Origin of the sequence: Cryobacterium sp. PH29-G1, from assembly GCF_030063365.1 — a bacterium.
Taxonomy (GTDB): domain Bacteria; phylum Actinomycetota; class Actinomycetes; order Actinomycetales; family Microbacteriaceae; genus Cryobacterium.
In genome coordinates, this window is record NZ_JASISY010000014.1 from 37880 (window position 1) to 64496 (window position 26617).

Below are 26617 nucleotides of genomic sequence, written 5' to 3' on the forward strand. Positions count from 1 at the left end.
ATCTCATCTGAACTGACGACCTAACTTGCAACCATGCCGGAGGACGAACACCATCGGATGGCCAGGCTCACTGCATCACGCCCGACTTCGCTGCCGGCGTAGATACGGAGACGTTCGAAAAGCGAGTCACGGGCCGGGTCTGACTTTGACAGGTCTGCGGCAGTTCCTGCGTTACTTAGGATACGGATGTCTACATCAGACAAGTCATCGTAGATCGTCCGCGCCAGCACCGAGACCTCGTAAGCCGGGTCAAGGGACAACGTCGGCCGCGGATTACTCGCCGATCCAGGAGACGTTGGTTCTGCGGCATCCAGATCGAAGCGGCGATAGAGGAAGCGGGCGAGGAGCTGAGCGCGTATCGCGCCAGCAGTCCGAATTAAGGCCTCATGACTCATGGTGAGAAGAGACTCGCGCACTGGACTCGGTGTAGGGCCGGAGCGGTTGAGGCGATGGATCGGCGTCACCTGCACGGATGCCGTCACGCGCTCCAACTCGGCGATGTCCTCGCTCCACACCGTGGAACCGTTCGTCGGAATCGTCCATGCCTCTTCGCCGGCGAGCAGCTTGGTCGCACTCACGAAACGCTCGTCCTTTCCGAGCAGACCTCGCAACCGTAGCCGAAGTTTTCCGACCGGGGTCGCCTTCGCCTCGTCGATCATGAACCGCCGGATGGACGTGAGCAATAACCGTTCTAATGAGCGGTCGTCCGTCGCTAACACCACGCACCCGACTGCCATGCCGGACCCGCGCGCACTAGAAAGGATGCTCCCGACGTAATCGAGAACGGCCTGATCCGACCAGCTTCCATGCCCAAGTGGAGGGGGAAACGATTTGGTTCGGCCCGTCTGGCCCACGAGGCGAATCAGTAGATCGACCGTTTCCGGTCCAACCACGCCCGACTCGGTCAGCTCTTGGAACGCTGACATCAACACGACCCTCGACTAGAGAACAACCTTCCGTTCAACCTAGCGCCTACGACCGACTGATTCCGCGCACGAAGCGAGCAGACAATCACTCTTGCAGTTGTCGCATAACCCTAGGAATACGACGCGTCGCGCTGTCGCGATGACGGCACGTCTCTGTGTCGCGGAAATTCGCGGGCCGGAGATTCTCACATCTATATCTCGTAAGTGTCTGGCCGGGTTGGCGTACTCATCGTTAGTTGCGAGACACCCAACCCCCAGCTTCTTCTTGAAACGGTAGACGGTGTAGCCATCCTGAGAAGGTGGTCCCCCAGAGCTCGGGGCTTCTGTTCCATTCGAGCGTGTGCGGTGCTGGCGGTAGCTCGACGAGCTTGACCAGACCTTTGTGGGCATGGGCGAACGCCTTTGACAGGGCGATCGGAACGGACCGGTCGCCGGAGCTGTGCAGCACCAGGGTTGGGACGAGAAGGTCGTCGCCGTCGATCCAGTCGAGTTGAGAGAGGTCTACATGCTCCTGTAGGCCGGTTGCCCGACTCCACAACGGGCTGCGTAGCGCCCGCATCGCCAAGTGCGTCACGAATGCTGGCACGCGCGCTCGACGGCTGGCGGCGAGGATCGTCGACCGCCAATCCGTGACCGGGGCGATGAGGCACAGCCCGGCGATTCGCTCCCGATGCCGGGATGACCGGGTGAGCTGCAGCGCGATCATCGCGCCCATTGACCAGCCGACGAGGATGATGTTTTCGGCGCCGTGGGCCATGGCGTAGTCGAGGGCCGCGTCCACATCGCGCCACTCGGTCTGGCCCAGCATCGACTTTCTATCGCGCGAGCTCGGGGCCTCGTGGTCGTTCCGGTACGAGACCACAAGCGACGAGAGGCCGGCACGGTGGGCGACCGGAACGCCGCGCAACGGGCCAGCCCGGGTCGCGCCCTGACCGTGGATATGGATTGCCCAGGTCGAGGACGGCGGCTGGTCGGTAGGCGCATCGAAACGGTAGGCCGGAGCCGGACCGAGAGCGGTCGGGATGGTGACGGCGGTGAACGGCAGGCCAACATCCGTTGCTTGAGACGGCACGACACCGCTCCACCTGGCCGGTTGGCCTGCTCGAAGCGGAGTACCGCGGGAGCTGACTACCTCGCGCGTGACGAGGAAGGCGCGTTCATCGACGGCGATGACCCGACCGAGCTGCGCGTAGCCGCGGCCGGAGTCGAACCAGATCGCGTAGTGGCCGGGCGCCCGCGTCGCCTCGTTTGACGGCAGAGTCACGGTGCGAGGTACGGAGGCATCGTCGACCGCGATCACGCGGAGTGGTTCGCGCCTCGGCGCATCCGTTCCCACGATCTGTTTGACGACGGCCAGGTTCGCAACAGCGATGCCGCCGACGGCGAGAGCGCCCGCGGTCAGGACGTAGCCGAATTTCACGCGGATGCGCTCTGCGCGCCGATGTGCGTCTCGGTCGCCGTGAGCAACGCGAGATCCTCATCGGTGAGCCGATCGCGAACGCTCGGGTCGAATAGGAGAGCGTCACGGATTTCGACCAACGTGCGGTGCACAACGGTGTCGACGTCGCGTGACGCCATGCCTGGGGTGTTTCGGTGAGTCTCGTCACCCAACTCGACGTGCTGGGCAGACACGTCGTTCCAGATTCGGGTGAGGTCGGGGAGAACATCCTGCAGTTTCCGCCGGTCGATCCTCTTGCTGACCCACCCCAGAATCGGTGGGAGGGACAGCCCGAGGCAGAGGAGCAGGATCGCGGCCATATTCAGCACGTTGTAGGCACTTGCGAACAGTGCCACGAGGGGCATCGCCCCGAAGACGTGCGCGAGGTCCATGCCCACCACGCTGAGCACGGTGAGAACGGCGCCGCCGCAGCCAGCGCCCACGATGCGGAACCCGAGCCGACGAGCGGGGGTGCTCATTCGCCCTGCAAAGCGCAGGCAGATCGTTCCCGTCAGAGCGACGACGATGCCCAGGTAGGTGAATTGGATTAGGGAGTAGGCGGCCGCTGCCGGCTGGTGGCCGTAGTCCTGCATGAACGAGCCCGAGGTCTCGGGCGCGTCGATGAAAACAAAGGCCGTCACCATGAGGCTGGCTGTGACGATGGCCCCGATGCGAAACGGCCTGTCCGCCGCGCGCGCGCGGCTGGGTGACGACGCCCGCAGGATGGCCCGGGAGAGGAAGTAGACGCCCAGGAGAAGCAAGAGGTTGGCGGGCAGGTCCGCATAGTTGCGGCCCCCGAGGAGCCCGTCTGTCGCGAAGTACACAGCATCGATATTCAGAGTCAGCGAGACCGCAATCATGACGGCGGCATAGAGAATACTCTGATCAGTGCGTCGGCGGGTGCCTATTGCCAGCGCGCCCACGAGTCCCCAGAGGGCCAGGGCGATGATCAGTTGCATTATCCGAAGACTCCCTCGAAGCCCTCGGGCTCTTTGGTGCTGGTGCGGATCGCGCTGGCCAGGAGATCGGCCAGCGCTTCGGCGGCCAACTCGAATTCATCACGAAAATCCGAACGGCCGAATGCGCTCACCGGGCCATCCGCTTCGAGCAAGACACCGTGCAGGGTCGGGCCGGCGACCTCGTCGTGGCGCAAGATCATATGGGACAGCTCGTGGCAGACGATTTGCTGCCGGTGGTGTTCCGAATCGGTTTCGGCGTGGAAGATCAGATCGTCATTTTCGCGGGGCAGCCAGAGCCCGCAGATTTCGGTTCCGTTGAGCAGCGGCGAGGTTGTGATCGAGATGTGCGTCTTTCTCGATTCCTCAACGAGGGACACGATGCTCGAGATCGACACCCGATCGGGGAGGGCCAATGCCGTAAATGCGGCAGTGGCTCGTTTTCGAGGGGTGCGGCTATCCCCGGGAGCCGACGCGTCAGTTCTTTTTTTCACTGGCCGGTCCATCGATTACCTGGTTCAGAATCTCCGTTATCGCTCGCAGAGTGGGTGGTGAAACCTCGCCCAGCGTTCGAGCGGCAAAAGTGCGCACCTTGGCCGCACGCATGGCCGCAATCAGCTCGTTCACCGCCGCGATTCGATCGGGTTCGGCGACATCGGCACCGCCGAGGAGATAGTCGGCGTTGACCTCAAAGTACGCCGCCAAACCGCGCAGGAGGGTTTCGTCGGTGACCAGGTATCCGCTGCCGCTGAGCATGTACGACCACCGGGCACGGGACAGACTCACCCCGCGATCGTCTAGAGCGGCGGCGATCTCACGATAGGTCAGAGGCTGACCTCGTTCAGCAGTGACAGCATCCAGAAGCAAGTTCAGCTTGCTCGCCAGGGTATACCTGGCGTGTTCGTCTGGGGACTCATGGTCATCGGGACGCTGTTCAGTCAATCTGGCCTTCTCGCTCGTTGGGACAATTCACGCGACCGACCCATCGTGTACCCGGTCACCGCGACGTGCACACTCAATTTTACCTCAGCTGGACATGCCTAGCTAGACGTGCCTAGAGTGTTAGGCATGCCCAGCTGCTCAAGAATCGTAGAAAGTGACGTGCGGATGAGTGAACTTATTGCCCGACGCTCGGTCGCGAACATCGTTCGATCCTTGGCGCTGAAAGGTCCGTTGACGTGTGGTGAGTTGACGTCGTCGACACGCGCAGTGGAAAGTGCGGTGAGCCGCGACCTTGCCGTGTTGAGGGAATGTGACTTCGTCGACGAGGTGCGCAGCGACCGGAGCGCCGAGGCCACGTACGTGCTGAACAATGCGGTGCTAGTCGCTGCGGCAACGGCGCACGTCGACTACGTTTTGGGGCGGTGACGGATGCTGGCTTCTCCCTTCATCCACGTCTCCCCCGCGGCTGTGTGCTCGGCATCCGCATCGATAAAGCAGGCTGAAAGACAGGGCATCAGGCGTTTCATTGCGACACGCCGACCCACCTTCGGAGTTTCTGTTTCAGGGAGCCGATATGGTCGGGTCATGCCACCTCAACGGACTTACGGCGGGCGCAAGAGCAAAGGCGATCGCCAACCACTGCTTTCCCGTGTTCCGTCGCCGATCGCGGACGCAGTCCGCGACTGCGCTGAAGAGCGAGGAATGACTCTGAGCGATTACATCGCTTCAGTTCTCGCGCGAGACGTCGGCTTGTCCGCGCTCGTGCCCCAGGCATCTATTCGTCACGATGAGGAGCTGCCCATCAGTCAGGTCGCTTAAACGAAAGAGCCCGTCGCTTTCGCGACGGGCTTCATAAGTTTCGTAGCTCAAACCCTCTGCAGCTTCCCGGCCCCTGAGGTAAGAGCTAATCCAGATCAACAGCCCTCACGGGAGGTTTCTCTATGCAACAGAGCATAGCGCAAGTGACGCTCGATGCACCTGAATTGGTGTTCGGCGTGTCTACGTCTGAGTGGACCCCCTGGGATTTGACGCGCCACATCAGTCCGCGTGACCATGTGCGTGCCATGGTGCGTGAGGCTGACGGCCAGTTACACATCAATCAGTACCCGAGGCTGCACCGGGTCGGGCAGGTAGCACCGACGACGCCGTGGTGCATTCGTCTGGCCGATGCCGCGCATCAGTTCCGGTTGTTGTGCTTCGACTTTGACGCGAAGACTCCCGACGTAGTAGAGAACGCCGTCGACGATTGTGACGCCCTTTCTGGCGTCCTGGATGAGCTCGGGATTGCTCACGTGGTCTGCCAGTCGTCGGCTGGTGGTGGCCGTCACGTCTGGATTGGCGTGGCCGGTGGGGCTTCCCCCGCTATCGTCGCCTCTGTCGCGAGCGAGGCCCATGCTACGTACGGAACCCTGGACCATGGCATGCTCCTGAATGCCGCCGAGGGCGCCGCGCGGCCGCCCGGTGCGCCGCACCGGGACGGCAGCACCTCGACGGTGCTCCGCGGCCGGCTCGACGCGCTCACCGTCCCCCTGACGACGCCCGGCGACCTGGAACGGCTCGCCGTGGTGCTCCGTGAGCGGAAACCGGCCCTCCGCCACGTGGACACGCGGCCGTCTGGCCCGGTCGATGGTTTGCACCGCACCCACCGGGCCCTGAGCGCCACCGGTGAAGGCCACATGGCGACCGTCGACGGGGGGAGCAACCCGTCTTGGACGGGCTTCATGTGCCTGTTGACCGCGACCAGTGCCGGGTGGACGCTCGGCGACGTCGAGCACGCTGCAAAAACGGCCCCAGGCATGGAGCATTACCGCACGAAGAACACCGGGCGTGGAACCCGCCGCCCCCGCAGTGCGGGCGAGGCCCGTGACCGGTTGGCTCGCCAGTGGACCAAGGCGCAGCAGTATGCGGCGCTTCAGCGACCGCTTGCTGCCGTGCACGAGCCCGCCGACCTAACCGAGTTGGCTCAGATCGTCACCGACGTCGATGACCTCCTGACTCGTCTGCGGGTAAATGTAGGCCGTTGGGGTCGTAAGGAGTCGGCCGTTTCCCAGCGCACAGTCCTGATTGCTCTGGCTTATCTGACTCTCCAGACCGGGAAGCACGCTGTAGCGGCCTCGATCCGTGATCTGGCCCTGATGTCGGGCCTGGGCCGCACGACCGCAGCAGACGCCCTCCATGCTCTGCTGGATGCTGGATTCATCCAGCAGGTGCGCAATTCGGACGGCGGAAATGCCGCCGAATGGGAGTTAATCCCGAAGTTTTCCACAGCCCCTCGTACAGTCCGGTCACAACTAATTAATAACCCCCGCCCCCCTCCCGAAATTTTCTCTCTGCGAGCCTCGCTCGTGCGAACCATCGAGAACGATCTGACTGACCAACAGCATGACCTTTTCACTCGTGCCGGTCTGGGTCATCTCACGGGCAGGGTCTACGCGCTGCTGCGCGAGCATACCGCCCTGACGATTGACTCTGCTGCTCGGCTACTGGGTGTTTCCTCCCGCTACACCACCACGATCCTGAGCCGACTACAGCGACACCGCCTCGTTATCAGACACCCCCAGGGGTGGGCCAGGTCACGGCGGGACCTCCGCGCCCAGGCGGCACGTGTCCTCGGCGTGGCTGGCGTTTTGGAGGCCCGGCGTGCGTTGTATCGGGCGGAGCGGGTGGTGTGGGCGTGGTGGCTAGCTGAATGTGCCACGATGACCAGCATGCCCAGACAGCGACCGCGTCGGCCACACGTGTTGAGCCGGGCGTTGTTTGAGGCCAGTGCGCCCGGTGAGCGGGTGTGGCCCCGGTACCCACGCTCGAGCGACGGCCGGGCCAACCACCGTGAGGCCCGTGGTTATGTCGATGAGGGTGTGCTGTATCCGGAGAACCGCTGGCAGCTCTCTGTCGCGTAAATTTCCGCTACGACCAGTCCTGGCGACTGACCTCCCAGCTTTCAATTCGGCGACCTTCAACGCGTTCAACCGTCTATCAGTGGTGGCTTGTGAAAAAGTGAAATATCCGACGATAGCGGGCATTTTTGGGTCAGCTCACGAAACGGAATAAATAACACGCTTAGAGTTTCCGGGTCGGCCCAGTTGTTGTTAGCGCACGTTTCCGTTCCATTGCTGCTCAGACCCCTAGTACAAACGCGGCGCAGAGCTGTCCGAATGCGGGGGCTTGAAATGAGTTGTCATCACTTCTTTGGGTCGACAGACTTGGCAGGTTTCGTCGCGGTGTCAGCCAGCTCGATGGGCTGAGCCTCGGCCTTGTCGGCGCGCGTGCGCTGTGCACGCGCATCCTGTCTTGCTTCCGCCAGCTCGGCCCGCAGCTGGGTAAGCTGCTGATCCTGAGTCAGGCGCAGGTCGGCGACGCGCTGGTCGCCGTGCGCTGTCTCCCGTTCGGCGTCTGCCCGGGCCGCGTCGCGCTCGACTGTGACAGTGGCGACATGGCTGCGGAGGGCGCTGGTTTCTTCTCTGAGTTCGTCGCGTTGTGCACGCGCTTTCTCGAGCTCCTCCCGCACACCGACCGCGTCGGCCTCGGCTCGGTGCGCGCGCTCGGCTTCCGCATTTGCGCGGTCAACGGCTCCGCGGGCCCGCTCATCGGCTTCCGCGCGTGCCGTGGCCGCGGACTCGGCACGCGCCAGTGCGGCCTCGCGGGCCTGTTCCGTTTCGGTGAGGCGTGTTTGAGTGAATGTGAGCTGCTCACGCAGCTCGGCCAGGTCGGCCTGAGCCTTCAGATCGCGGGTCTCCCCCGCGGTCCGGGTCGCAGCGAGTTCAGCGGTGACTCGGTTCAAGACCTCCCCCTGAGTCTCGAGCTGCTCGATGGCCCCGGCGAGACTCGCCTTCTGCTGGTCGGCAAACTCTGAAGCTTCCACGGCGGCAGCATCTGCCTCAACCCGTTCGGATTCTGCCTTGCGTTGGGCCTGTTCAGCCCGGCTCGCTCGAGCGGATGCGGCCGCCACCTGTTCCGCAGCATCCGCAGTGACGGACTCGATCTGCGCCGCGGCGGCATCGGGGTCGGCCACGGTTCGAAGCTCCTCGACCAGGGCATTGAGCTGCACACCGAGATGCTCGACCATCCCAGCGACCTGGCCGCGGATCTCGCTTGCGCGTTGGCGTGCAGCGTCGACCGGGCGCTTGTCGTCGTCGAGGTTGCGGGTGGGCTCGGCGGTGAGCTTGCGTCGGGCACGCCATGCCGCGGCCCGATTGTGGCCCTCGTCATTGCAATATTCGGGCGGCCGGCCGGTGCCAGCTTCGGCGGCGATCGCTGGGCGGTCGCAGCCCGGGAATCGGCACGTGCGCTGTTCGGTCTGCGTCTGCTCCTGGTCGCTCATAGCGTCAGTGTAACAGAACGGAATACAAAACAACAGAACGTAACTGAATACGAAACGGAACTAAACACTTATAGCAATACGTATGGTACGTGTTATAGCACTAAATATTGCAGTCCTAAAGGGTGAAACTATAGCTGCGCGTAGGGCTATCGGGTCAGCTATGCTAATAGCAATTGTTATTGCAGTTTGCACAATAAGGGAGTCCATTATGGCTATTGCACGCACTGTTGCTGTTGAGCAGGGTAAAGGCGGAGTCGGAAAGACCAGCCTCGTGGCCAACGTCGGCGGCCTGGCCGCGGCAGCTGGCGTGCGCACCCTGATCGTGGATCTCGACCCCCAGGGCAACATCGCGCGGGACCTCGGATTCGCGCCGTCCGACGGGCAGGACCTCTTCAATGCGTTCGCCACCGGGGGTAGTCTGCCCGTGCTCAAAGACGTCCGTCCCAACCTCGATGTCGTGCCCGGAGGCCCGGCAGTCGGCGACATCGCCGGCCTGAACTTTTCCTGGCAGCAACGAGGCGCCGGCGACTTCGGGGTTCAGCTCGAGCGCACGCTTGGCGCAATCGCGGGGGAGTACGACCTCATCCTGCTCGACACGCCCCCAGGGGACCGGGTGATCGCCGAGGGCGCGCTGGCCGTGGCGACATCCGTCGTCATTCCGACGCGCTCCGACGAGGCCAGCATCGACGGCGTCGCCCGAGTTGCGGAGCGGTTCCAAAACGTGGCCGCCCGAAACCCGCACCTGCGTCTCGCCGGCGTCGTCCTGTTCGCGGTCGGCTCCCGTTCCGTTCGACTCGAGCGCGATGTGCGCGCGGCGCTCACGGACCTGCTCGGTGGGGTCGCGCCCGTATTCGAGACTCGCATCCGTCACCTCGACAGTGCTGCCGTCGACGCGCGCAGCCGCGGGTTGCTCATCCACGAGCTGGAGCAAGCTGCACGGGACGACCGCACGGCCAGGCTCACCGCGCTCAAGGCCAAGGAGAAGCCGGCCGATGGATTGTTCGTGCGCGATGCGAGCGGTCTGGCGGAGGACTACGAGAACTTGACCCGTGAGATTCTCACGGCGCTGAGTCAGATCCAAAACGAGGTCGTGACCGCATGAACGGCATGATCAAGCGCTCGAGCGTCGGCACCAGCTTCACGACCCCAAAGACCGGCGGGGGAGAGCCAAAGAAACGGGCCGCCGGCTTGGTGGGACTCCTGCCGCCGCGCCCGCCGGCGCCCGTGGTGGCCGAGCCTTCGGTCGAGGCTGCAGCCGTAGCGGATGCAGCTCCGGCTCCAGCCGTGGCGCCTGTGCCGCAGGCATTGACCGTCACTCGGCCCGTCACCTTGAGCGCAAGCGGGGGAGGGGTGGCCACCATCGGCGTGTATCTGGCACCGCTAACGCTCGAGCGCGCACGGGAGGTCTCCCTGGCCCGCCGCATCACCTACACCGATCTGCTCGTGGAGGCATTTGACTACGTCACTGACGCCCGGCTCGTCGTCGAGTTCGCGCCCGTCGAGCCGCTCGTGCAGGGCAAGGCGATGCCGACGCGGGCTCGCCGTCGACGCGGGACCGCGGGCATCCAGATGAACCTTCGCCTGAGCGCCGAGCAGCGCGAATGGCTCGATGCCAAGGTTCTCACTCTCGGAGCCCCTTCGAGGTCTGCCTTGGTCGCTGAAGCTCTCCGGCTGCACCTGAGCCCGGCAGACTAAAGGTCCTCACGGAGTGGGGGAGATGAAAGCACCACTAGACCGGATAGGAGCGCCCGCGCGCTGCGGGCGCCGCGGATCAGTGAAGCGTGCCGCCGCCTGGGCGACCAGGCCCGGGACGCGGGCTGGTCGCACGAGGAGTATTTGGTTGCGGTGCTCTCCAAAGAAGTTGCCGAACGCGAAGCCTCCGAGTACAACTAGCTCAGTAGTACTCGCAGACGTAACTGAGGGCCTTCTCAAAGACGTCGTTGTCACGGATCTTGAACTGGATGTAGAGCGTCTTGCGCAGGGCTTGTCGAACTTCCTGGTCGCCGCGGATCGTGGACTGCCAGCCCTCGAAGCGGACTCCCCTCACCACCTCGTCGATCCGGTTGACGATGTTGTCTACGATGATCGGGGTCTCGTCCGTCTTGAGGGCCTCGAAAAGCTCGGTCAGCGCGGCCTTGCCCTGCTCTTCGCGCGGCACCTCGTTGACAGCCTTCTCGGCCGCCACAGTATCCCGGGCCAGATCCAGGAGGTCTCGCAGAAAGTTGAGGCTGGACTGCTGGATGTCAGCATATTTCTCACGAAGGGCGTTCAAACGCTGCCCAAGATCCACAAATATTGGGTTGTTCAGGTGGCGGGCGATGCGGGCGGTGATCTGCCTTTCGATGTCCTTGGCCGGTATGTCTGTTCTCTTACCTACCATCAGATCTTCGATGGTCTGGGCATCGAGAACAATCGTGTCGGAGCTCTGCGGGATCTCGACCTGGACGTGCTCGTTGATTAGATCGATGGTCTTGGCTCCCAGCGCGTGCCAGACGAGCCTGCCGATGATGTCCGACGGGCGAACCGACTCGTAGACGTCGGTCAGCCAACGGTAGTCGTCGCGATACGGCGACAGCATCGGGTCAGGGCTGAGCGTCTCCCAGAGCTGGGAGACGATGCTGTAGGCGAGCCCGAACGCATCCTTTGTGACTTCGTCGGCAATGGCCGACTGCGCTTGGACGAGACCCTCGTAACCGCCGACGGTCCGGTCGATTCCTGGGAAGAACACGAGTGCGGCGACGATAGCCGGTGCGAGCTGCTCCTTGAGCTCCTCGATGTTCGAGATCACCTGCAGCACCGACTTTTCATCGAACGCCAGCGATTTGGCGACGTCATCGAAGACGCCTAGGTAGTCGACGATCAGACCGTGCGTCTTGTTCGGCGGATACACACGATTTGTGCGGGTGATCGCTTGCAGAAGCGTGTGCTCCTTAAGCGGCCTGTCGAGATACTGACAGTAGAGGATCGGCGCATCGAAGCCGGTGAGCAGCTTGGCGGTGACGATGATGATCTTGAGCGGGTCCGCTGGGTCATTGAAACGGGCCACGACCTGTTCCAGCCCTTCGGCGCCAGGAGTCCATTGGGACCAGGCTGCCGAGTCACCGCGGGACTTCGACATCACGATCGTCGAGGCATCGGAACCAAGGTGCTTGTCGAGCTCCTCCTTGTAAGCGACACAAGACGCCTTGTCGTAAGCGACTACCTGAGCTTTGAACCCCTCTGGCTCGACCTTGGCACGGAAGTGGTTGGCAATGTCGGCCGCAATTTTCGCGATCCGTGACGGGGTCTTTATCAACACCTCGATCGAAGCTGCCCTCTTCGTGAGCGTGATCCTCTCCCGCTCGGACAGATCCCGATCGACCGAGAGCTCCGCAAAGGCGGCATCGATGGCCTGCTGGTCGATGTGAATCTCGGACAGGCGTGGTTCGAAGTGCAGTGGCAATGTCGCGCCGTCGCGGATCGACTCCTGGAACGAATAACGCGACAGATAGCCGCTTTCGTCCTCGGGCGAGCCGAACCACATGAACGTGTTGCGGTCCCTCTTGTTGATCGGTGTGCCCGTCAATCCGAAGAGGAACGCGTTAGGTAGGGCCTCGCGCATCTTCTGCCCGTAATCACCCTCCTGCGAACGGTGAGCCTCGTCGACCATCGCGATGATATTGTCACGTGCGTCGAGGACGCCAGGCGCCTCCCCGAACTTGTGGATCGTCGTGATGATGACCTTTCGCGCACCCTGACTCAAGAGTGTTTGCAGCTGAGCCCGCGAATCGGTCGATACCAACCCGGGGACGTCCGATGCGTTGAACGTGCCGGTGATCTGCGTGTCGAGGTCGATGCGGTCGACCACGATGAGGATCGTCGGGTTGGTAAGTTCTGCCATAGCTCGCAGTTTCAATGCTGTGAACACCATGAGCAGCGACTTGCCGGAGCCCTGGAAGTGCCAGATGAGGCCCTGCTTGATCTTGCCAAGCAGGACGCGTTCGACGATCAGGTTGGTCGCTTGGAACTGCTGGAACCGAGCGATGATCTTGATCTTGCGATGCTTCCGGTCGGTCGCGTAGATCGTGAAGAACCGCAGGAACTCTAAGACTGCAGCCGGGTTCAATACGCCCTCGACGGCCTCCTGTACTGCGATCAAGCCGATCTTGACCGGAGCGTCGTCGCCTGTGGACTCCTCACGCCACGGACCCCACAACTCCACCGGCATGCCGACTGTGCCGTAGCGGAAGTCCTTGCCCTCCGTCGCGAACGAAAACACGTTCGGCACGAAGAACTGTGGCACGCTCTGCTCGTAATCATCGTGGACCTGCGCCGCGCCGTCGATCCACGTATACGCCGGACGGGTAGCCGACTTCGCCTCGCCGACCACAAGCGGGAACCCGTTGCACCAAAGCACTAGATCGAACCGCTTCTCAACCCGGCCCTGCCTAAACGTGACCTCAGTCGAAATCATCCACTCGTTCGCGGAGTCATCGTCAAGATTGTCGAAGTCGATTAGCCGGACTGTCGTGTGCTCGCCGTTCCGACCAAATGGCATCGACTTCTGACCGGTGAGCCACGCCATAAACGCCTCGTTCGCCACCACCGGGTGCGGGCTGGTGCGAGCAGCTATAAGGATGGCTCGGAGAAGGTACGTGACCTCATCGGCCTTGTCCGGGTCGGCCGCGATCTCCGGGTTCAACCGAATAAGGGCGCCCTTGACCACCCCCTCGAGCATCACTTCGTCGGTTCGTCGGGGCAGCTCGTGTCCGGGCACGAACGTGACGTCGAATGACTTCGCAAGGTCGCGCACGAAGTCGCGCACCGAGCCAGCCTCATCGAACTGAGTCATCAGTTGCCTCCAAAGATGTCAGCGAGCATAGATGCATGAAGAACCTGAACAGCGGCCACTTCCGCGTCGAGCGACGCGATGCCCTCGTCAATGACAGCAAGCCCCTTGAGCATTGCATCCTGTTGAGCCAGGTTAATTGCCGGCACGGGCATGGCCTTTAGCACCGTGCTGTTGATTGTGTTCAAACCGCTTGTACTCTTGGCGACGGTTCGAATGTAGGCGCGACCACGCTGACTGTTGACCCACTCCAGGATAAACTCCGGACGGAAATCTGCATTCGCCCGAACCCGGAAGAGATGGTTCTGAAACAGGAGAGAATCGTCCCGACTCCAAATCGCGGCACGCCCGATCTCACTCACGGAGGCGTGACCTTCGACCACTAGGACATCGCCACGCTCGAGTCCCTTTGTTGCGATCTCAGCTTCTGTCGCCCCGATTTCCTTGATCTCGGAAAGCTCAAGCGAGCCCCGATGGACGTTCGCCACTCGAAGGTAGGGCGCTGCGGTGGACATCGCTCGGCGGGCGGGGCCAACGGTGACACCAGAGGCGATGCTCGCAGCTTCGCCCAGTGAAGTCTCGGCGGCTTCGCGTGGAAGCGCGGATTCGATCCACCGGTCCCGAGCCTCGAACATGCTCCGCAACTCGGTGGCGATCGCCAGCCGGTGCTGGCCTGCTGCCCAGAGGGGTTTGACGATACGCCTCTGCTCGTTGAGGGATGGCAGGTCGAACTCGAATTTAGAGAGGTCACGCCAGTTGGTGCGGGGAGACAGCGAACCAGCAGAAGTGCCCAGGGCGTGGTCGAAGAACTCGTTGGATTGGACGAGAAACGGCAGGAATTCCGCGAGCATCTGAGTCTCATCCGTCTCGAAAGTGAGAATGTCACCAGAGCAGATCGCGTCGAACTCGGCATACGCGGCCTTCCGTTGGTAGGTACGGCGCTTGCCAAAGAGCGTCTGTCCTGGCTTCACGCGGCGAGTAAAGGTGGTGCCTTCGTCGAGTGATCCCCAGCGTTGGATCCTCAGCTCACCAGGGTCCAGATGTTCCATGGCGATAACACGGTTGATTCCAGCAGACTCAGGGTCACGGAGGGTCTCGTTCGCATTGCGGACGACATCACCGAAGGCAACGTGCTTCCAGAAGGACTTGTCGAATTTGAGACTCATGCCGACATCTCCGATCGAAGCAGCGTGAAGACAGCACCGATGACAGCATCAGAGTTATCGGCCGCAGCCCGCCAATCCGCGGCCGCATCGATGACATCGACATGCTCATCCGAGTCGGCGGCCTTGGCTCCTGCAACGTATAGCGGTATCGCGAGGCTGTAGGACTTGTCGGCGATCTGGTCGGTCGTTGCGACTGTCGCGAACAGGTCTACGTCGGCGAAGCTTTGGTACGCGTCGAGAATCTTCGCCTTGTGCGTTTCGCGCAGAAACGACTGCGCCTGCTCGCGCGCGACCTCGTTGATCGCGTTGATGAACAGCACTTTGCCCTTGTTCTGGGCTGGTTTGGTGGCACGCAAGGTGATGACAACTGCTTCCATCGGCGAGTTATAGAACAGGCCTGCGCCGAGGCCGAGGACACACTCGATCAGATCTGACTTCACGAGTGCCTCGCGCAGTGCTGCTTCCTCCCGGCGGAAGAGCACGCCATGTGGAAAGAGGATCGCGGCTCTCCCCGTCTTGGGATCGAGGCTCTTGGCGATGTGCTGAAAAAAGGCGTAGTCGGCGCGACCCTGTGGCGGGACACCCCATGTGTTGCGTCCGTAGGGGTCGTTGGAAAACGCGTCTCGGTTCCACGCCTTGATGGAGTACGGCGGGTTCGCCAGCACCACGTCGAAGGTCTGGAGCTGGCCCTTGGCGTCGTGAAACGCCGGCCGGGCGAGGGTGTCGCCGTGAGCGATGTGTCCATCGGTGACACCGTGCAGGAACAGATTCATCCGTGCGATCGCGGACGTTCCGTAATTGAGTTCCTGGCCGTAGAGGCGCAGATTGCGCCACTCCTTTCCCTGACGCTTCACCTCGGCGGCCGTGGATATCAGCATCCCGCCTGTGCCGCACGTGGGGTCGTAGACCGATTCGCTCGGCTGCGGCTCCAGCATTAGTGTCATCAGGTGCACGAGGGTGCGGTTGGTGTAGAACTCCTGGGCCGTGTGACCCGAGTCGTCGGCGAATTTCTTGATCAAGAACTCGTATCCGTTGCCGAGCTCGTCCTCCGGCAAATTCGCGAGCGACAGGGTCTCCGTCGAGAAGTGCTCGATCAAGTCAGCAAGGGTTGAGTCGGGCAGCAGGTTCTTGTTTCCCCATTCGCCGTCCCCGAACACGCCAGGAAGGGTGTCTGGGTTGGCAGCCTCGATGGCGCGCATCGCATTGAGGGCTGTGGCGCCGATTTCGCTGGTAAGGGCCCTGATGTCGCCCCAGTGGCAGGCCGCGGGAATGGCGAAACGGTGGTTCTCCGGAAGGTCGGCGAGTTCTGTGTCGGCGTAGATTTCCATCGCGGTTGCGTGCTCTTCGTCGTATACGTCCGAAATCCGCTTCAGAAAGACGAGCGGAAAAATGTATTGCTTATAGTCCCCGGCATCGATGAGGCCGCGCAGGATGACGGCAGCTCCCCACAGGTAGTCCTCCAACTCGCGCTGGCTGATGCGTTCGCTCATACGGTTATGTCCTGTCCAATGTCCCACTTCGCCAGTTCAGCTTCCAAGCCGGCGCGGGTTCTCGTGGACTGTGCGTGGGCGACTTCGAGGTTTGCCAGGGCGTCGGCAAGAGTCGCTTTCTCGCCAGTGTCGGCAGGTGCGACGTAGAGCGGGATGTTGAGGTTGTAGTGGTTACCAGCGATGTCGTCGAGGTCGACGACGCGCGCCAAGCCGTCGATATAGCCGAACGTTTCATACGCGTCGAGCAGCTGCCGGGCGTGCTCCGGCTCAAAGGTGTTCTGGTTACGGCCACGCTTGAACAGGGACTCGCCGTTGATGAAAAGCACCTTGCCCTTCTTCTCAGTGGACTTGCCGAGCCGAAGGATCAGCACGCACGCCGCGAGGCCAGTGCCATAGAACAGGTTGGGTGCCAGTCCGATCACAGCGTCCACCACATCGGACTGGAGGATGTTAGTGCGGATCTTTGCTTCGGTGCCCGGCCTGAACAGCGCACCTTGGGGCAGGACGACTGCGACTCGGCCCGTCTTCGGACGAGCCGACGTGAGCATGTGCTGAACCCACGCCCAGTCGGCGTAACCCTTAGGTGGGACGCCCCCGAGAGCGTTGCGGCCCCATTTGTCAGACGCCCACTCGGCCACACCCCAGTTCTTCAACGAGAACGGCGGATTAGCGACGACACAGTCGAACTGGGCAAGATGGTTGCCCGTGTAGAAGCAAGGGTTTCGCAGGGTGTCCTCGCGGAGGACCCTGAAGTCCTCGACGCCGTGAAGCAGCAGGTTCATGCGAGCGATCGCAGAAGTCGCGAGAACCTTCTCCTGGCCGTACAGCTTGCCCCACAGAGTCTTGGGGCTGCCACCTGCGGCCTTCACATGCTCGATAACCTCGATCAACATGCCTCCGGTGCCGCAGGCCGGGTCATAAATACTTTCGCTTTCGACCGGGTTGAGGATGTTGATGAGCAGTCCGATCACCGAGCGCGGGGTGTAGTACTCGCCCGCCTTTTTGTTCGACTGGTCGGCAAAGCGTTTGATGAGGTACTCATACGCGTTGCCGAAGACATCCGGTGCGACTGCTGCGTTGGAAAGCGTCTTGGTCGAGAAATGCTCGATCAGGTCGGCGAGCATGCGGTCGGGCAACTTATCCTTGTTGGTCCAATTAGCGTTGCCGAAGATGCCGTAGAGCGTCTCGGGGTTGGCCTTCTCAATCTCTCGGAAAGCGGTCTGGAGCGCGGTGCCAATATTCTCGGTGCGGTTGCGCACGTCGGCCCACAGGTTGCCCTCGGGGATCGCGAACCGATGGTTCTCGGCGAAGGCCGCGAACTCGTGGTCGCCACCGGATTCCTCCAGCGCCTCGGCGAACTCCTCCATATAAACGTCGCTTATCCGTTTGAAAAACATCATCGGGAAGATGTACGCCTTGAAATCGGCCTGGTCGATCGATCCTCGAAGGAGGTCGGCCGCGGCAGCCAGATAGCCTTGCAGCGCATTCAGCGTGAGAGCATTGGCGTTCGTTGCAATCAGACCGCTCGCAAGAGTTGCGGCTTCCTCTTCTGTCACTCGGTCCCCTTGCTCAAAGTCCTCTCCTCATAGTGCCCTACGCCTACGACCTTCGCGGACAGGCATCGACCCTAGCTGTCGTCCCGCATGGGGATCGTTCAACGAATGCCACAAGTTGTTTGCGCCAGCTCCGGAAACACGGGCCTTCATGCGGTTCAGTAAGGCTGTCCTTTAAAAATCCCGTAGAGGGGTGCCTATCTGATACTCTCTCAGGAGAGCGAGCAAAGAAAGCTAGGTGAGCGCACCGTGTTGGTTGGTTATGCCCGTGTATCCACGGTGATGCAGGATCTTGAGACGCAGATCGGAAAGCTCACTGCGCTTGGTGTCGACCCGAAACGGATCTATACCGACAAGGGCTTCACCGGCAAGAACATGACTCGTGATGGGTTGGAAAAGGCACTGGCTGCCTGTCGCGCCGGCGACACGCTTATTGTTCCTAGCCTCGATCGACTCGCACGCAACGCGCTCGACACGTTGGAGATTATTAAGGAGCTTGGTGAGCGCGAAGTTATCTTGAGCAATAACGGCATGGTTTATGACCCGAAGGACCCCATGGCGAAGATGATCTTCACCATGCTTGCTTCCGTTGCCGAGGCTGAGGGCGGGTGGATTAGTCTCCGCACAAAGGAGGCCATGGCCAGGCCGAGCGTTCGGAGGAAATTGCGGGGGAGACAGCCGAAGCTCACGCCGAAACAGGATGCCGCTGTTGCGCTTCACTTCGCTGACCCGAAGACAGATATTTCGGAAATTGCGACGATGTTTAACATCTCGCGGAGCAGTGTGTACCGGGCAGTTGAACGGCACACCCGCCGGGAGGCAGAGGCCATAGACGCCATTGTCGAGCCTTCGAAATCGGGGGCATGATCATGGGCGCTGCGTGCCCGCGGAATCTCGCGGGTCTTGAGTGCTCTCGAATTGTTGAGTTGTTGCCAACGCTGTTAACCTCCTCGAAGCGCCCATTTGGGGTGCAGGGGAGTGTCTTATGGCTGGCAAGGGCTCAAAGAGGAAAGTTTCAACCGCTCAAATCGAGTTCGACTTGTGGGGTGTCGATGAGAGCAGTGCGGATGCGCACCTCGAGGCTGTACGAACCGCTGAGCCGTCGCCGGTTGAGGTTGCCCTAGTCAGTGGCCAGCTGAGTTTTGATGACTTTTGGAATGAACAGGATGGTGGGACCGATGAACAAGTACGGGGCGCAGGCCAGGGATCACTGGGTCAAGATGGCCCCGAGCCGGTACGTGGCGTTGCCGAACCCGGAGCAGTTCTTCGAGGAACTAGGCGAGCAGGTGCTGAGCCAGGTCGACGCCCTGAGCCAGACGATCGCCGGACCGGACCCGGCGGGGGAGAACTACCTGGAGAAGGCGGGCCGACTCACGATGGCACAGAAGCAGGCCGAGGAGATCGTGCTGGCCGATCTGGTGTGGATCACCCCGGAGCTGTCGCCGAGCCAGGAACGGGAAGAGTGGGAAGCCACCCGGCCGATGGACTCGGCACTGGCACGATGGGCGGACAGCGTGCAGGACAGCCCGGAGGGGGCGACCTCGACCTACGAGGAGGAACTGGCGGCGGAGGAGTGGGCCGTGCCGGTGACCTTCATCCAGCAGCTGCTCGCGGCGGCGAACCCGAGCCGGTTCTTGACCGAGAACGCCGACACGATGAAGCGGGCGGCGGATATCCGCTACGAGAAGATCGCCCAGGCGCACCCGGAGTAGCCGCACCGAGTTTTACCCCGGGGAGTCAGGAGAGCCTCGCCCCCTCGGGAGCGAAAGCGCGTTTCGGCGCAAACGTCGCCGCGATTCGGCTCTCCCAGCAGCTGCGCGCCGAAGGCCGGCCCGCCACCGGCGACGAGCACCAGGTGCTCGCCCGGTGGTCGAGCTGGGGCGCCGTGCCCGACGTCTTCGACGAATCCAAAGACAGCTGGTCGAGCGAACGCACCGAACTGAAATCTCTGCTCAGCGACGACGCCTACGCCGAAGCGCGCCGCACCACGATTAACGCCCACTACACCGACCCGGCCTACGTACGCGAAATTTGGGCGGCCCTCACCGACCTCGGCTTTGACGGCGGCCAGGTGCTGGAGCCCGGTGCGGGATCCGGCACCTTCATTGGCTTGGCGCCCGAAGGCGTCCGGATGACCGGAATCGAACTGGACAGCACGACGGCCCTGATCGCGAGCGGCCTCTACCCGCAGGCGGAGATTCGCGCCGAGTCCTTCGCCGACAGCCGGTTCCCGGGCGGATACTTCGATGCCGCGGTCGGCAACGTGCCGTTCGCGGACGTGCGCCTGCACGACCCGGCGCACAACGCCGGCCGGCACTCGATCCACAACCACTTCATCATCAAGGCCCTGGCGCTCACCCGTCCCGGCGGGCTGGTCGCCGTGCTCACCAGCCACTACACGCTCGACGCGCAGAACCCGTCCGCCCGCCGCGAGATGAACGCGATGGCCGATCTCGTCGGTGCCGTGCGGCTGCCCTCAGGGGCGCACCGCCGCGCCGCGGGAACCGACGTCGTGACCGACCTGCTGGTCTTCCGCCGCCGGGAGATCGGCGAGCCCGCGGCGTCCCAACTCTGGGAAACCGTCACCGCACAGCAGGTCGATGAGCGCATGGTGAAGATCAATTCCTATTTCGACCAGCGTCCCGAAAACATCCTCGGCGACGTGCGTGTCGGCACTGGAATGTATGGCAATGGCTCCCTCACCGTGACAGCCGCCGACCTCGTAAACACCCCGGTCGACCTCCGCACGGCCCTCAGTGGTGTCGTCGCCGATGCGACCGCAGCTGGCCAACGGATGACCGCGCGCAGCGCTCACTCGGAGCGCGCGCTGGCAACCTACCGGCCCGCGGAACCGACCCAGTGGGACGGCACCATCGTTGACCAGCACGACGGCACCTTCACCGTCGTGCGCGCCGGCGTCCACACAGCACTCAAGGTTCCGAAGAACGCGGCCACCGAACTGACCGCGCTGCTCGGCCTTCGCGATGGCACCACAGCCCTGCTGGCCTTGGAAGCGGCGACGGTCGATGACACCGATGAGATCGTCGACACCCGCGCCATCCTGTCCGCCCGGTATGACGACTACCAGACCCGCTACGGCCCACTCAACCGCTTCACGCTGCGCTCCACCGGCCGCGACGACCCGGACACGGGCGAAGCGGGGACGGCCCGCATTACGCCCACTCCGGCTCGTCTGCTGCGCGCCGATCCGTTCGGGCCCCTCGTGATGGCCTTGGAACGCTTCGACGAGGAACGGCAGACCGCGTCGCCGGCTGCGATGCTCAAACAGCGTGTCGTCGCCCAGCGCCCCATCACCCAGGGCGCCGATACCCCCGCCGAGGCGATCACTCTGAGCCTGGATCGCACCGGCCGCATCGACCTCGACACAATCGCGCACCTGCTCGGTCAGACCGAAGTGGATGCCCGGGCCGGCCTTGGCGAGATGGTCTACGACGACCCCACCACCGGAAACCTGATCCACGCTCCCGAGTACCTCTCCGGGGACGTACGGATCAAGCTCGACGCCGCGCAGGCCGCCGCTGAGACCCAACCCGACCGGTTCGCCGTGAACGTGGCGGCACTGCAGACGGCCCTGCCGGAGAAGCTCACCATGGAGCAGATCCAGGCACGGCTCGGCGCCGTGTGGGTCGACGCCGACACGCACCAGCAATTCCTCCGGGAGCTTCTGCGTGATCGCAGCATCCGGGTGGAAAACCCGATGCCGGGAATGTGGGAGGTGCGCGGTAACCGGCAGACGTTGCGCGCCACCAGCGAGTGGGGCACCGTGCGCCGCCCGGCGACCATGCTCACTCAGGCGCTGATGGAGCAGAAGCCGATCACCGTCTATGACGAGTACGAAGAGATGGGCACGAAGAAGCGGGTCGTGAACGCCTTGGAGACCACGGCCGCGCAGGAGAAAGCCGACCAGCTGCAGGAGCGGTTCGGCGAGTGGGTCTGGGAAAACCCGGAGCGGGCGGAACGCCTCACCGATGGGTACAACCGCCGCTTCAACTCCATCGCGCTGCGCGACTACAGCCATGAAGGCGACTACCTGACGTTGCCCGGGGTGGCGTTGAACTTCGTGCCGCGACCGCACCAGCGTGCCGCGGTGGCGCGGATGCTCTCCGAGCCTGCCGTGGGGTTGTTCCACCAGGTCGGAGCGGGCAAGACCGCGGAAATGGTGATGGGCACCATGGAGCTGGGCCGGATGGGCCTGGTCACCAAGCCGGTGGTCGTGGTGCCCAACCATATGCTCGAGCAGTTCGCCCGCGAGTGGCTGCAGATCTACCCGCAGGCACGCATCCTGGCCTCGTCGAGTGACGACCTCGCCGGTGACAAGCGCCGCCTGTTCGTCGCCCGCGCGGCCGCGAACGACTGGGACGCCATCATCATGACGCGCACCGCGTTTCAACGCATCCCGCTGTCGCCGGTCGCCGAAGCCGGTTACATCAGCCGGGAACTCGAAACCCTGCGTGCGGTGTTCGAGGAGGCGACCGGCGAGGACGCGATGAGCGTCAAGCGCATCGAAAAGAAGCTGCTGTCACTGGAGCAGACCTACAAGGACCTCACGGACAAGCCCCGCGATCCTGGCATCACCTTCGAGTCGACGGGGATCGACTATGTCGTCGTCGACGAGATGCACGACTATAAGAACCTCGCCACCGAGTCGAGCATTCAGGATGCCCGGATCGCAGGTGCGGGCCGGGCCACGGATCTGCATATGAAGCTCGAATACCTGCGCTCCCGGCACGGTGACCGCGTCGTGACCGTGGCCACGGCGACACCCCTGGCCAACAGCATCACCGAGGCCTACGTGATGCAGCGCTACCTGCGCCCCGATCTGCTCGAGAACGCCGGCATTGGTCACTTCGACGCCTGGGCGGCGACGTTCGGGCAGACGGTCACCGAGATGGAGATGGCGCCCACCGGCGGCGGCAACTTTCGGCTGAAGACCCGGTTCGCGAAGTTCCAGAATGTGCCCGAAATGCTCCGGATGTGGCACGTCTTCGCCGACGTGAAAACCGCCGAAGATCTCAAACTGCCCACGCCGTTGCTGCGGGAACGCTCCGATGGGCAGCGGGTGCCCGAGAATCTAGTGCTGCAACCGGGCCCGGAGCTCGAGGCCTACATCGCCGACATCGGCGAGCGTGCCGAGCGGGTGGCCAACAAGTCGGTGCGCCCCGAAGAGGACAACATGCTCAAGATCTCCACGGATGGCCGCAAGGCCGCGCTGGACGTGCGGATGGTCGGCGGAGACCGCCCGAACGGGCCGACGAAGATCGACGCTGTCGCGCACCAGGTGCTGCGAATCTGGAACGAGACGAAAGACCTCTCCTACCTCGATGACGTGACGAAGGAGCCATCGCCCACGCCGGGCGCGCTGCAGCTGGTGTTTAGCGACCTGGGCACACCGAAACCCGACCGATGGAATGCGTATGACGAGCTGCGACTGAAGTTGGTCGATGGTGGGGTGCCGGCCGAGGCCATCCGTTATATTCACGAGGCGAAAACCGATCCCGACAAGGCGCGGCTGTTCGCGGCCGCGCGCGCCGGCCATGTGGCCGTACTCGTCGGGTCGACGGCGAAGATGGGCGTCGGGACGAACGTGCAGGCGCGCGCGATTGCGCTGCACCATATGGACTGCCCGTGGCGGCCGGCCGACATTGAGCAGCGCGACGGGCGCATCGTGCGGCAGGGCAACCAGAATGCCGAGATCGGGCTGTACCGGTACGTCGTCGAGCGCAGTTTCGACAGCTACATGTGGCAGACCGTGGAGCGGAAGGCGAAGTTCATCTCCCAGATCATGCGCGGCCGGCTCGACATGCGCGAGATCGAGGACATCGGCGATGTCGCCCTCGGCGCCGCGGAGACGAAGGCCCTGTCGTCGGGAAACCCGCTTCTGATGGAACAGTCCGTCGTGAACAATGACGTGTCGAGGCTGCAACGACTCGAGCGGGCCTGGCAGCGCAACCAGACCAACCTGGCGAGCATGCGCGTGAACGCGAGCAGTCAGGTCGGGGCACTGGACCGCGACATCGGCCTGCTGACGGCCGCGCTTCCGCGCGTCGTGGACACGAGCGATGACCTGTTCCGGATGACGGTGGCCGGCCGGCAGTACGGCAAACGCGCTGATGCTGGAATCGCGATCGGGGAGTGGGCGGCGCGCAACGGCGTGCGGTATCTGCCCACGAATGCCGATCGGAAGTTGGGGGAGCTGGGCCAGGTTGGTGGGTTCCCGATCGACGTGGCTTCACGCACGTCGCTCGGCCAGGTGCACATTGTGGCGGAGCTGCGCGGGGTGCCCGGGGCGAGCGTGACCGTGCCGCGGAACCAGTTCGCCGAGGCGGGGGTGGGTCTAGTGCGGCAGCTCGAGAACCGGGCCTCGTCGTTGCCCAAGCTGATCACTGAGACCCAGCAGAAACGCGTCGACGCCGAGACGACGATCACCGAGGTGGACGCGCGTGTTGGTGACCCGTTCAAGCATGGTGATGAGCTACGCGAAGCGCAGGAGCGGCAGGCGAGGGTGGTGGCCGGTCTCGCGGCCATGGCCAGCGAGCAGAAGCCGGCTGCTGAGACGACGGATGCGCCGGGTGCTGACGGTGCCGCCGTGGCTGCGCGCGATCGGGTCAAGGAGCTCGCCGCGCGCGCCCGTGCAAGAGCCGACGAGCATCACGGCGATGTGGATCCGGCGCCGAGCGTCAGGCCAATATCGCACCAGCCACGGGTGTAGCGACCTGTCTCTCCGTGGGTTGTTCCCGTTGCACGCTGAGGGCCTGCGTGTTTGAGACTCCACCGTACCGACAGTGTGGGTTGGTCGGTTCCTAACGGCACAGGTACAAAGATTGCTTGAAAAGGATATCCAGACTATACTTTTCAAGTATGAGTGTGGTTGTTGAGCCGATCCTTGAGGATCTAGCTTCCGGGCAGTGGGGCCTGTTCACGGCTGCTCAGGCGCGAGTGCGGCTTGTGAGCCGTGCGAATCTGTCCCATCGGGAACGAGATGGGCGTCTCGTGCGTCTCGCGCACGGCGTGTACCGGCTGGGCGGGGTGCCGGCGGCACCCCTGGACGAGCTTCGAGCGGCATGGATGTCGACGGTGCCAGAGAAGCTGGCCTGGGAACGGGTCGACGCTCCGGAGATCGTCGTTGGCGGCGCAGCGGCGGCACTCGTGCATGGGTGCGGCGATATTGAACCGGCACCGTACCGACTGATTTCTCGCGACCGCAGGCAAACTCAACGGCCGGATATTGGGTACTGGCAGCGTCTGCTGGATCCGGACGATGTTGTCGTTGTGGAGGGACTTCCGGTGACGAGCATCGAGCGCACCGTCGCTGATCTCGTCGATGACGTCGGGGATCTCTCCCTAGTTGGTGACGTGCTCGCCGACGCGACCCGGGGGGATCGCGTCGTTGACCTGCAGAGCCTGGCCCGGCTGCTGGCACCATACGCAGCCCGGTACGGGCATGCTCGAGGGGATGGGTCGGCACTTGTCGAGCAGCTCCGCCGGAGTGCGGGCATCGACGATGTTGCTGTTGCTCGGGCACTGGTGCAGCGTCCCGCGGTGGGCGCTGCCCTTGCCAACGTCATAAGCCAAGAAGTTGCTGGACAGCTTCGGGTCATCGCCGAGCAAGCTCAATTCCAGCTGGGCGGGTATGCGCAGCTTGGCGAACAGATGAGGCTGATGCTCGCGCCCATGCAGGAGCAGAGTCGTCTCATTTCCGAGACGGCGGACGCGGTGCTGGAGCCCGTCCTTCGACAGTATCGAGAGCAGATGAATCAGATAGCGAAGACCATCGCATCGCAGCTACCAACCATCACGGTGCCGAGGCCCACAATGCCAGTCATGAATTTCCCCGCGGATACCTGGAAACTGTCGTTCGCGTCACCTGCCGTGCCCGCAGCTATGCAACCCCGCAGTCTTGGACGCGAGATTCCCGACACGGACACGATGAGCGACCACGAACAGTCCGATGAAGCAGAGGAGACCGATGAGTAACGACCAGCCGTACCCGAATGGGCGAGCTGTGCTCTCCGCCATTAAAGAGAAGGCGGTCTCGGCGCATCGCAGCGGGCTGGGAACATCCGTTCAGAGCCTCATCGAACTGGCAATTTTCGACCGCTTTCTCTGCAGGGTGTTTTCCGCCCCGGACTCTCCGTTTGCTCTAAAAGGGGGCACAAACATGCTTGCACGGCTTCCGGGAGCTCGGCGGACAACGGACCTTGATCTGGAGACGCCGGAGATGACTATTGACGCGGCCATCACCCAACTTCGCGCGGCGGTCAGCATCGACCTGGGGGATCATTTGGAGTTTCGATATCTCCGCCATCGTGACACCGGCGGGCGTAATCAACCCGAATTGCAGGCCGCCGCAGTCGCCTTCAGCGTCACAGTGCGTGGCGCCGGAACCCAGAACCCCCTCAACGTAGACCTGGCTATTCACAAACGCACGCCTGCGGCCCCGCTGGAGAAGATCACCCCGGCGTTCCGGCTCGATATGTCTCGCCTCGGCCCCGTCGTCGACTATCAAGCAATCGCTGTGGAGGACCAGATCGCTGACAAAGTCTGCGCCACCCTCTCGATGTTTGGCGGTCAGTCCTCTACCCGATCGAAAGATCTCGTCGATCTGGCTATCCTCGCCCGAACTATGCCCATCAGCGCCAAGCAACTTCGCGTCAGCGTTCATACCGAAGCGCTGCACCGGCACCTGCCAACATTCACGTCGATCGTGGTGCCGCGATCGATGACTGATGGGTATAGCAAAGTCGCCCGAACAGTCCCTCTTCTTATCGACCTTCTTAACCCGGACGACGCAATTTCTGTTGTCAACGCGATGCTGCAGCCCGCCCTCAGCGGGGACCTCATGGAAGGGCAATGGGACCCCACGCACCAGCAGTGGTCGGCGTTACTGATGAGTAATTAAGTAACAGGCGTACAGCCAGCAGTCGCACCAAAGTGCAGCCCTGGCGCCGAGTGCGGAGCTTTTTGGGCAGCCCGTGA

19 protein-coding genes and 1 pseudogene are annotated in these 26617 nt (G+C 63.0%); 10 read left to right on the top strand and 10 right to left on the bottom strand.

Features of this window, described 5'->3' with window-relative positions; all coding sequences use genetic code 11:
• Positions 1-20: 20 nt before the first annotated feature.
• The 5 genes from QMK22_RS14825 to QMK22_RS14845 form a co-directional block, all read right to left on the bottom strand.
• Positions 21-659 carry a hypothetical protein gene (locus QMK22_RS14825; RefSeq protein WP_283498420.1) on the bottom strand — a complete coding sequence of 213 codons (639 nt, stop codon included), beginning with the start codon at positions 657-659 and terminating at the stop codon, positions 21-23.
• Positions 660-1158: 499 nt separating this feature from the next.
• Entirely contained in the window at positions 1159-2346 is a 1188-nt protein-coding gene (locus tag QMK22_RS14830) for an alpha/beta hydrolase family protein (protein WP_283498421.1), read from the bottom strand.
• Positions 2343-3323: a hypothetical protein gene (locus QMK22_RS14835; protein ID WP_283498422.1), complete on the bottom strand. Its 981-nt coding sequence runs from the start codon at positions 3321-3323 to the stop codon at positions 2343-2345. The genes QMK22_RS14830 and QMK22_RS14835 overlap by 4 nt, the downstream gene beginning before the upstream one ends.
• Positions 3323-3736, bottom strand: coding sequence for a hypothetical protein (locus tag QMK22_RS14840; protein ID WP_283498423.1), 414 nt, complete (start codon positions 3734-3736; stop codon positions 3323-3325). The genes QMK22_RS14835 and QMK22_RS14840 overlap by 1 nt, the downstream gene beginning before the upstream one ends.
• Positions 3737-3797: 61 nt before the next feature.
• The gene (locus QMK22_RS14845; protein WP_283498424.1) at positions 3798-4262 is read right to left on the bottom strand and encodes a hypothetical protein; all 465 of its coding nucleotides are present in this window, start codon (positions 4260-4262) and stop codon (positions 3798-3800) included.
• 165 nt (positions 4263-4427) lie between these two features.
• Between QMK22_RS14845 and QMK22_RS14850 the strand changes: the two genes are divergently transcribed.
• Both QMK22_RS14850 and QMK22_RS14855 read left to right on the top strand, forming a co-directional pair.
• The gene (locus tag QMK22_RS14850) at positions 4428-4688 is read left to right on the top strand and encodes an ArsR family transcriptional regulator (RefSeq protein ID WP_283498425.1); all 261 of its coding nucleotides are present in this window, start codon (positions 4428-4430) and stop codon (positions 4686-4688) included.
• 515 nt (positions 4689-5203) lie between these two features.
• The gene (locus QMK22_RS14855) at positions 5204-7162 is read left to right on the top strand and encodes a hypothetical protein (protein ID WP_283498426.1); all 1959 of its coding nucleotides are present in this window, start codon (positions 5204-5206) and stop codon (positions 7160-7162) included.
• A 281-nt stretch (positions 7163-7443) separates the two neighbouring features.
• Here QMK22_RS14855 and QMK22_RS14860 read toward each other — a convergent pair whose 3' ends face one another.
• Positions 7444-8583: a coiled-coil domain-containing protein gene (locus tag QMK22_RS14860; RefSeq protein ID WP_283498427.1), complete on the bottom strand. Its 1140-nt coding sequence runs from the start codon at positions 8581-8583 to the stop codon at positions 7444-7446.
• Between the two features lie 208 nt (positions 8584-8791).
• On the opposite strand from QMK22_RS14860, the gene QMK22_RS14865 reads away from it, so the two are divergent.
• The 3 genes and pseudogenes from QMK22_RS14865 to QMK22_RS17595 all read left to right on the top strand — a co-directional run.
• Complete coding sequence (locus QMK22_RS14865; RefSeq protein ID WP_283498428.1) at positions 8792-9685, top strand: ParA family protein; 894 nt, start codon at positions 8792-8794, stop codon at positions 9683-9685.
• Positions 9682-10278, top strand: a complete 597-nt coding sequence (locus QMK22_RS14870; protein WP_283498429.1) for a hypothetical protein — start codon at positions 9682-9684, stop codon at positions 10276-10278. The genes QMK22_RS14865 and QMK22_RS14870 overlap by 4 nt, the downstream gene beginning before the upstream one ends.
• 60 nt (positions 10279-10338) lie before the next feature.
• Positions 10339-10464: pseudogene (locus QMK22_RS17595) on the top strand (IS21-like element helper ATPase IstB); the annotation flags it as partial.
• Positions 10465-10477: 13 nt separating this feature from the next.
• On the opposite strand, the gene QMK22_RS14875 reads toward QMK22_RS17595, so the two are convergent.
• Genes QMK22_RS14875 through QMK22_RS14890 form a run of 4 tightly spaced genes read right to left on the bottom strand, consistent with a single transcriptional unit; the run spans position 10478 to position 17623 of the window.
• Entirely contained in the window at positions 10478-13414 is a 2937-nt protein-coding gene (locus QMK22_RS14875; RefSeq protein ID WP_283498430.1) for a type I restriction endonuclease subunit R, read from the bottom strand.
• Positions 13414-14577 carry a restriction endonuclease subunit S gene (locus QMK22_RS14880; RefSeq protein WP_283498431.1) on the bottom strand — a complete coding sequence of 388 codons (1164 nt, stop codon included), beginning with the start codon at positions 14575-14577 and terminating at the stop codon, positions 13414-13416. The genes QMK22_RS14875 and QMK22_RS14880 overlap by 1 nt, the downstream gene beginning before the upstream one ends.
• Positions 14574-16067 (bottom strand): type I restriction-modification system subunit M, encoded by a 1494-nt coding sequence (locus tag QMK22_RS14885; protein ID WP_283498432.1) that lies wholly within the window; start codon positions 16065-16067, stop codon positions 14574-14576. The genes QMK22_RS14880 and QMK22_RS14885 overlap by 4 nt, the downstream gene beginning before the upstream one ends.
• Positions 16064-17623: a type I restriction-modification system subunit M gene (locus tag QMK22_RS14890; RefSeq protein ID WP_283498434.1), complete on the bottom strand. Its 1560-nt coding sequence runs from the start codon at positions 17621-17623 to the stop codon at positions 16064-16066. The genes QMK22_RS14885 and QMK22_RS14890 overlap by 4 nt, the downstream gene beginning before the upstream one ends.
• A 246-nt stretch (positions 17624-17869) precedes the next feature.
• On the opposite strand from QMK22_RS14890, the gene QMK22_RS14895 reads away from it, so the two are divergent.
• The 5 genes from QMK22_RS14895 to QMK22_RS14915 all read left to right on the top strand — a co-directional run bounded on the left by QMK22_RS14895 (position 17870) and on the right by QMK22_RS14915 (position 26540).
• Positions 17870-18487: a recombinase family protein gene (locus QMK22_RS14895; protein ID WP_283498435.1), complete on the top strand. Its 618-nt coding sequence runs from the start codon at positions 17870-17872 to the stop codon at positions 18485-18487.
• Positions 18488-18777: 290 nt separating this feature from the next.
• Positions 18778-19332, top strand: a complete 555-nt coding sequence (locus QMK22_RS14900) for a hypothetical protein (RefSeq protein WP_283498436.1) — start codon at positions 18778-18780, stop codon at positions 19330-19332.
• A 143-nt stretch (positions 19333-19475) separates the two neighbouring features.
• Positions 19476-24350, top strand: a complete 4875-nt coding sequence (locus QMK22_RS14905) for a helicase-like domain-containing protein (protein WP_283498437.1) — start codon at positions 19476-19478, stop codon at positions 24348-24350.
• Between the two features lie 149 nt (positions 24351-24499).
• Positions 24500-25615: a type IV toxin-antitoxin system AbiEi family antitoxin domain-containing protein gene (locus QMK22_RS14910; protein WP_283498438.1), complete on the top strand. Its 1116-nt coding sequence runs from the start codon at positions 24500-24502 to the stop codon at positions 25613-25615.
• Entirely contained in the window at positions 25608-26540 is a 933-nt protein-coding gene (locus QMK22_RS14915; RefSeq protein ID WP_283498439.1) for a nucleotidyl transferase AbiEii/AbiGii toxin family protein, read from the top strand. Before QMK22_RS14910 ends, QMK22_RS14915 begins: the two co-directional genes overlap by 8 nt.
• Positions 26541-26617 lie beyond the last annotated feature (77 nt).

Bases quoted from the DNA above. Each gene is read 5' to 3' on its own strand.
- QMK22_RS14825 (WP_283498420.1), bottom strand. From the start codon at position 659: ATGATCGACGAGGCGAAGGCGACCCCGGTCGGAAAACTTCGGCTACGG.
- QMK22_RS14835 (WP_283498422.1), bottom strand. From the start codon at position 3,323: ATGCAACTGATCATCGCCCTGGCCCTCTGGGGACTCGTGGGCGCGCTG.
- QMK22_RS14850 (WP_283498425.1), top strand. From the start codon at position 4,428: ATGAGTGAACTTATTGCCCGACGCTCGGTCGCGAACATCGTTCGATCC.
- QMK22_RS14855 (WP_283498426.1), top strand. From the start codon at position 5,204: ATGCAACAGAGCATAGCGCAAGTGACGCTCGATGCACCTGAATTGGTG.
- QMK22_RS14860 (WP_283498427.1), bottom strand. From the start codon at position 8,583: ATGAGCGACCAGGAGCAGACGCAGACCGAACAGCGCACGTGCCGATTC.
- QMK22_RS14865 (WP_283498428.1), top strand. From the start codon at position 8,792: ATGGCTATTGCACGCACTGTTGCTGTTGAGCAGGGTAAAGGCGGAGTC.
- QMK22_RS14870 (WP_283498429.1), top strand. From the start codon at position 9,682: ATGAACGGCATGATCAAGCGCTCGAGCGTCGGCACCAGCTTCACGACC.
- QMK22_RS14875 (WP_283498430.1), bottom strand. From the start codon at position 13,414: ATGACTCAGTTCGATGAGGCTGGCTCGGTGCGCGACTTCGTGCGCGAC.
- QMK22_RS14880 (WP_283498431.1), bottom strand. From the start codon at position 14,577: ATGAGTCTCAAATTCGACAAGTCCTTCTGGAAGCACGTTGCCTTCGGT.
- QMK22_RS14885 (WP_283498432.1), bottom strand. From the start codon at position 16,067: ATGAGCGAACGCATCAGCCAGCGCGAGTTGGAGGACTACCTGTGGGGA.
- QMK22_RS14900 (WP_283498436.1), top strand. From the start codon at position 18,778: ATGAACAGGATGGTGGGACCGATGAACAAGTACGGGGCGCAGGCCAGG.
- QMK22_RS14910 (WP_283498438.1), top strand. From the start codon at position 24,500: ATGAGTGTGGTTGTTGAGCCGATCCTTGAGGATCTAGCTTCCGGGCAG.
- QMK22_RS14915 (WP_283498439.1), top strand. From the start codon at position 25,608: ATGAGTAACGACCAGCCGTACCCGAATGGGCGAGCTGTGCTCTCCGCC.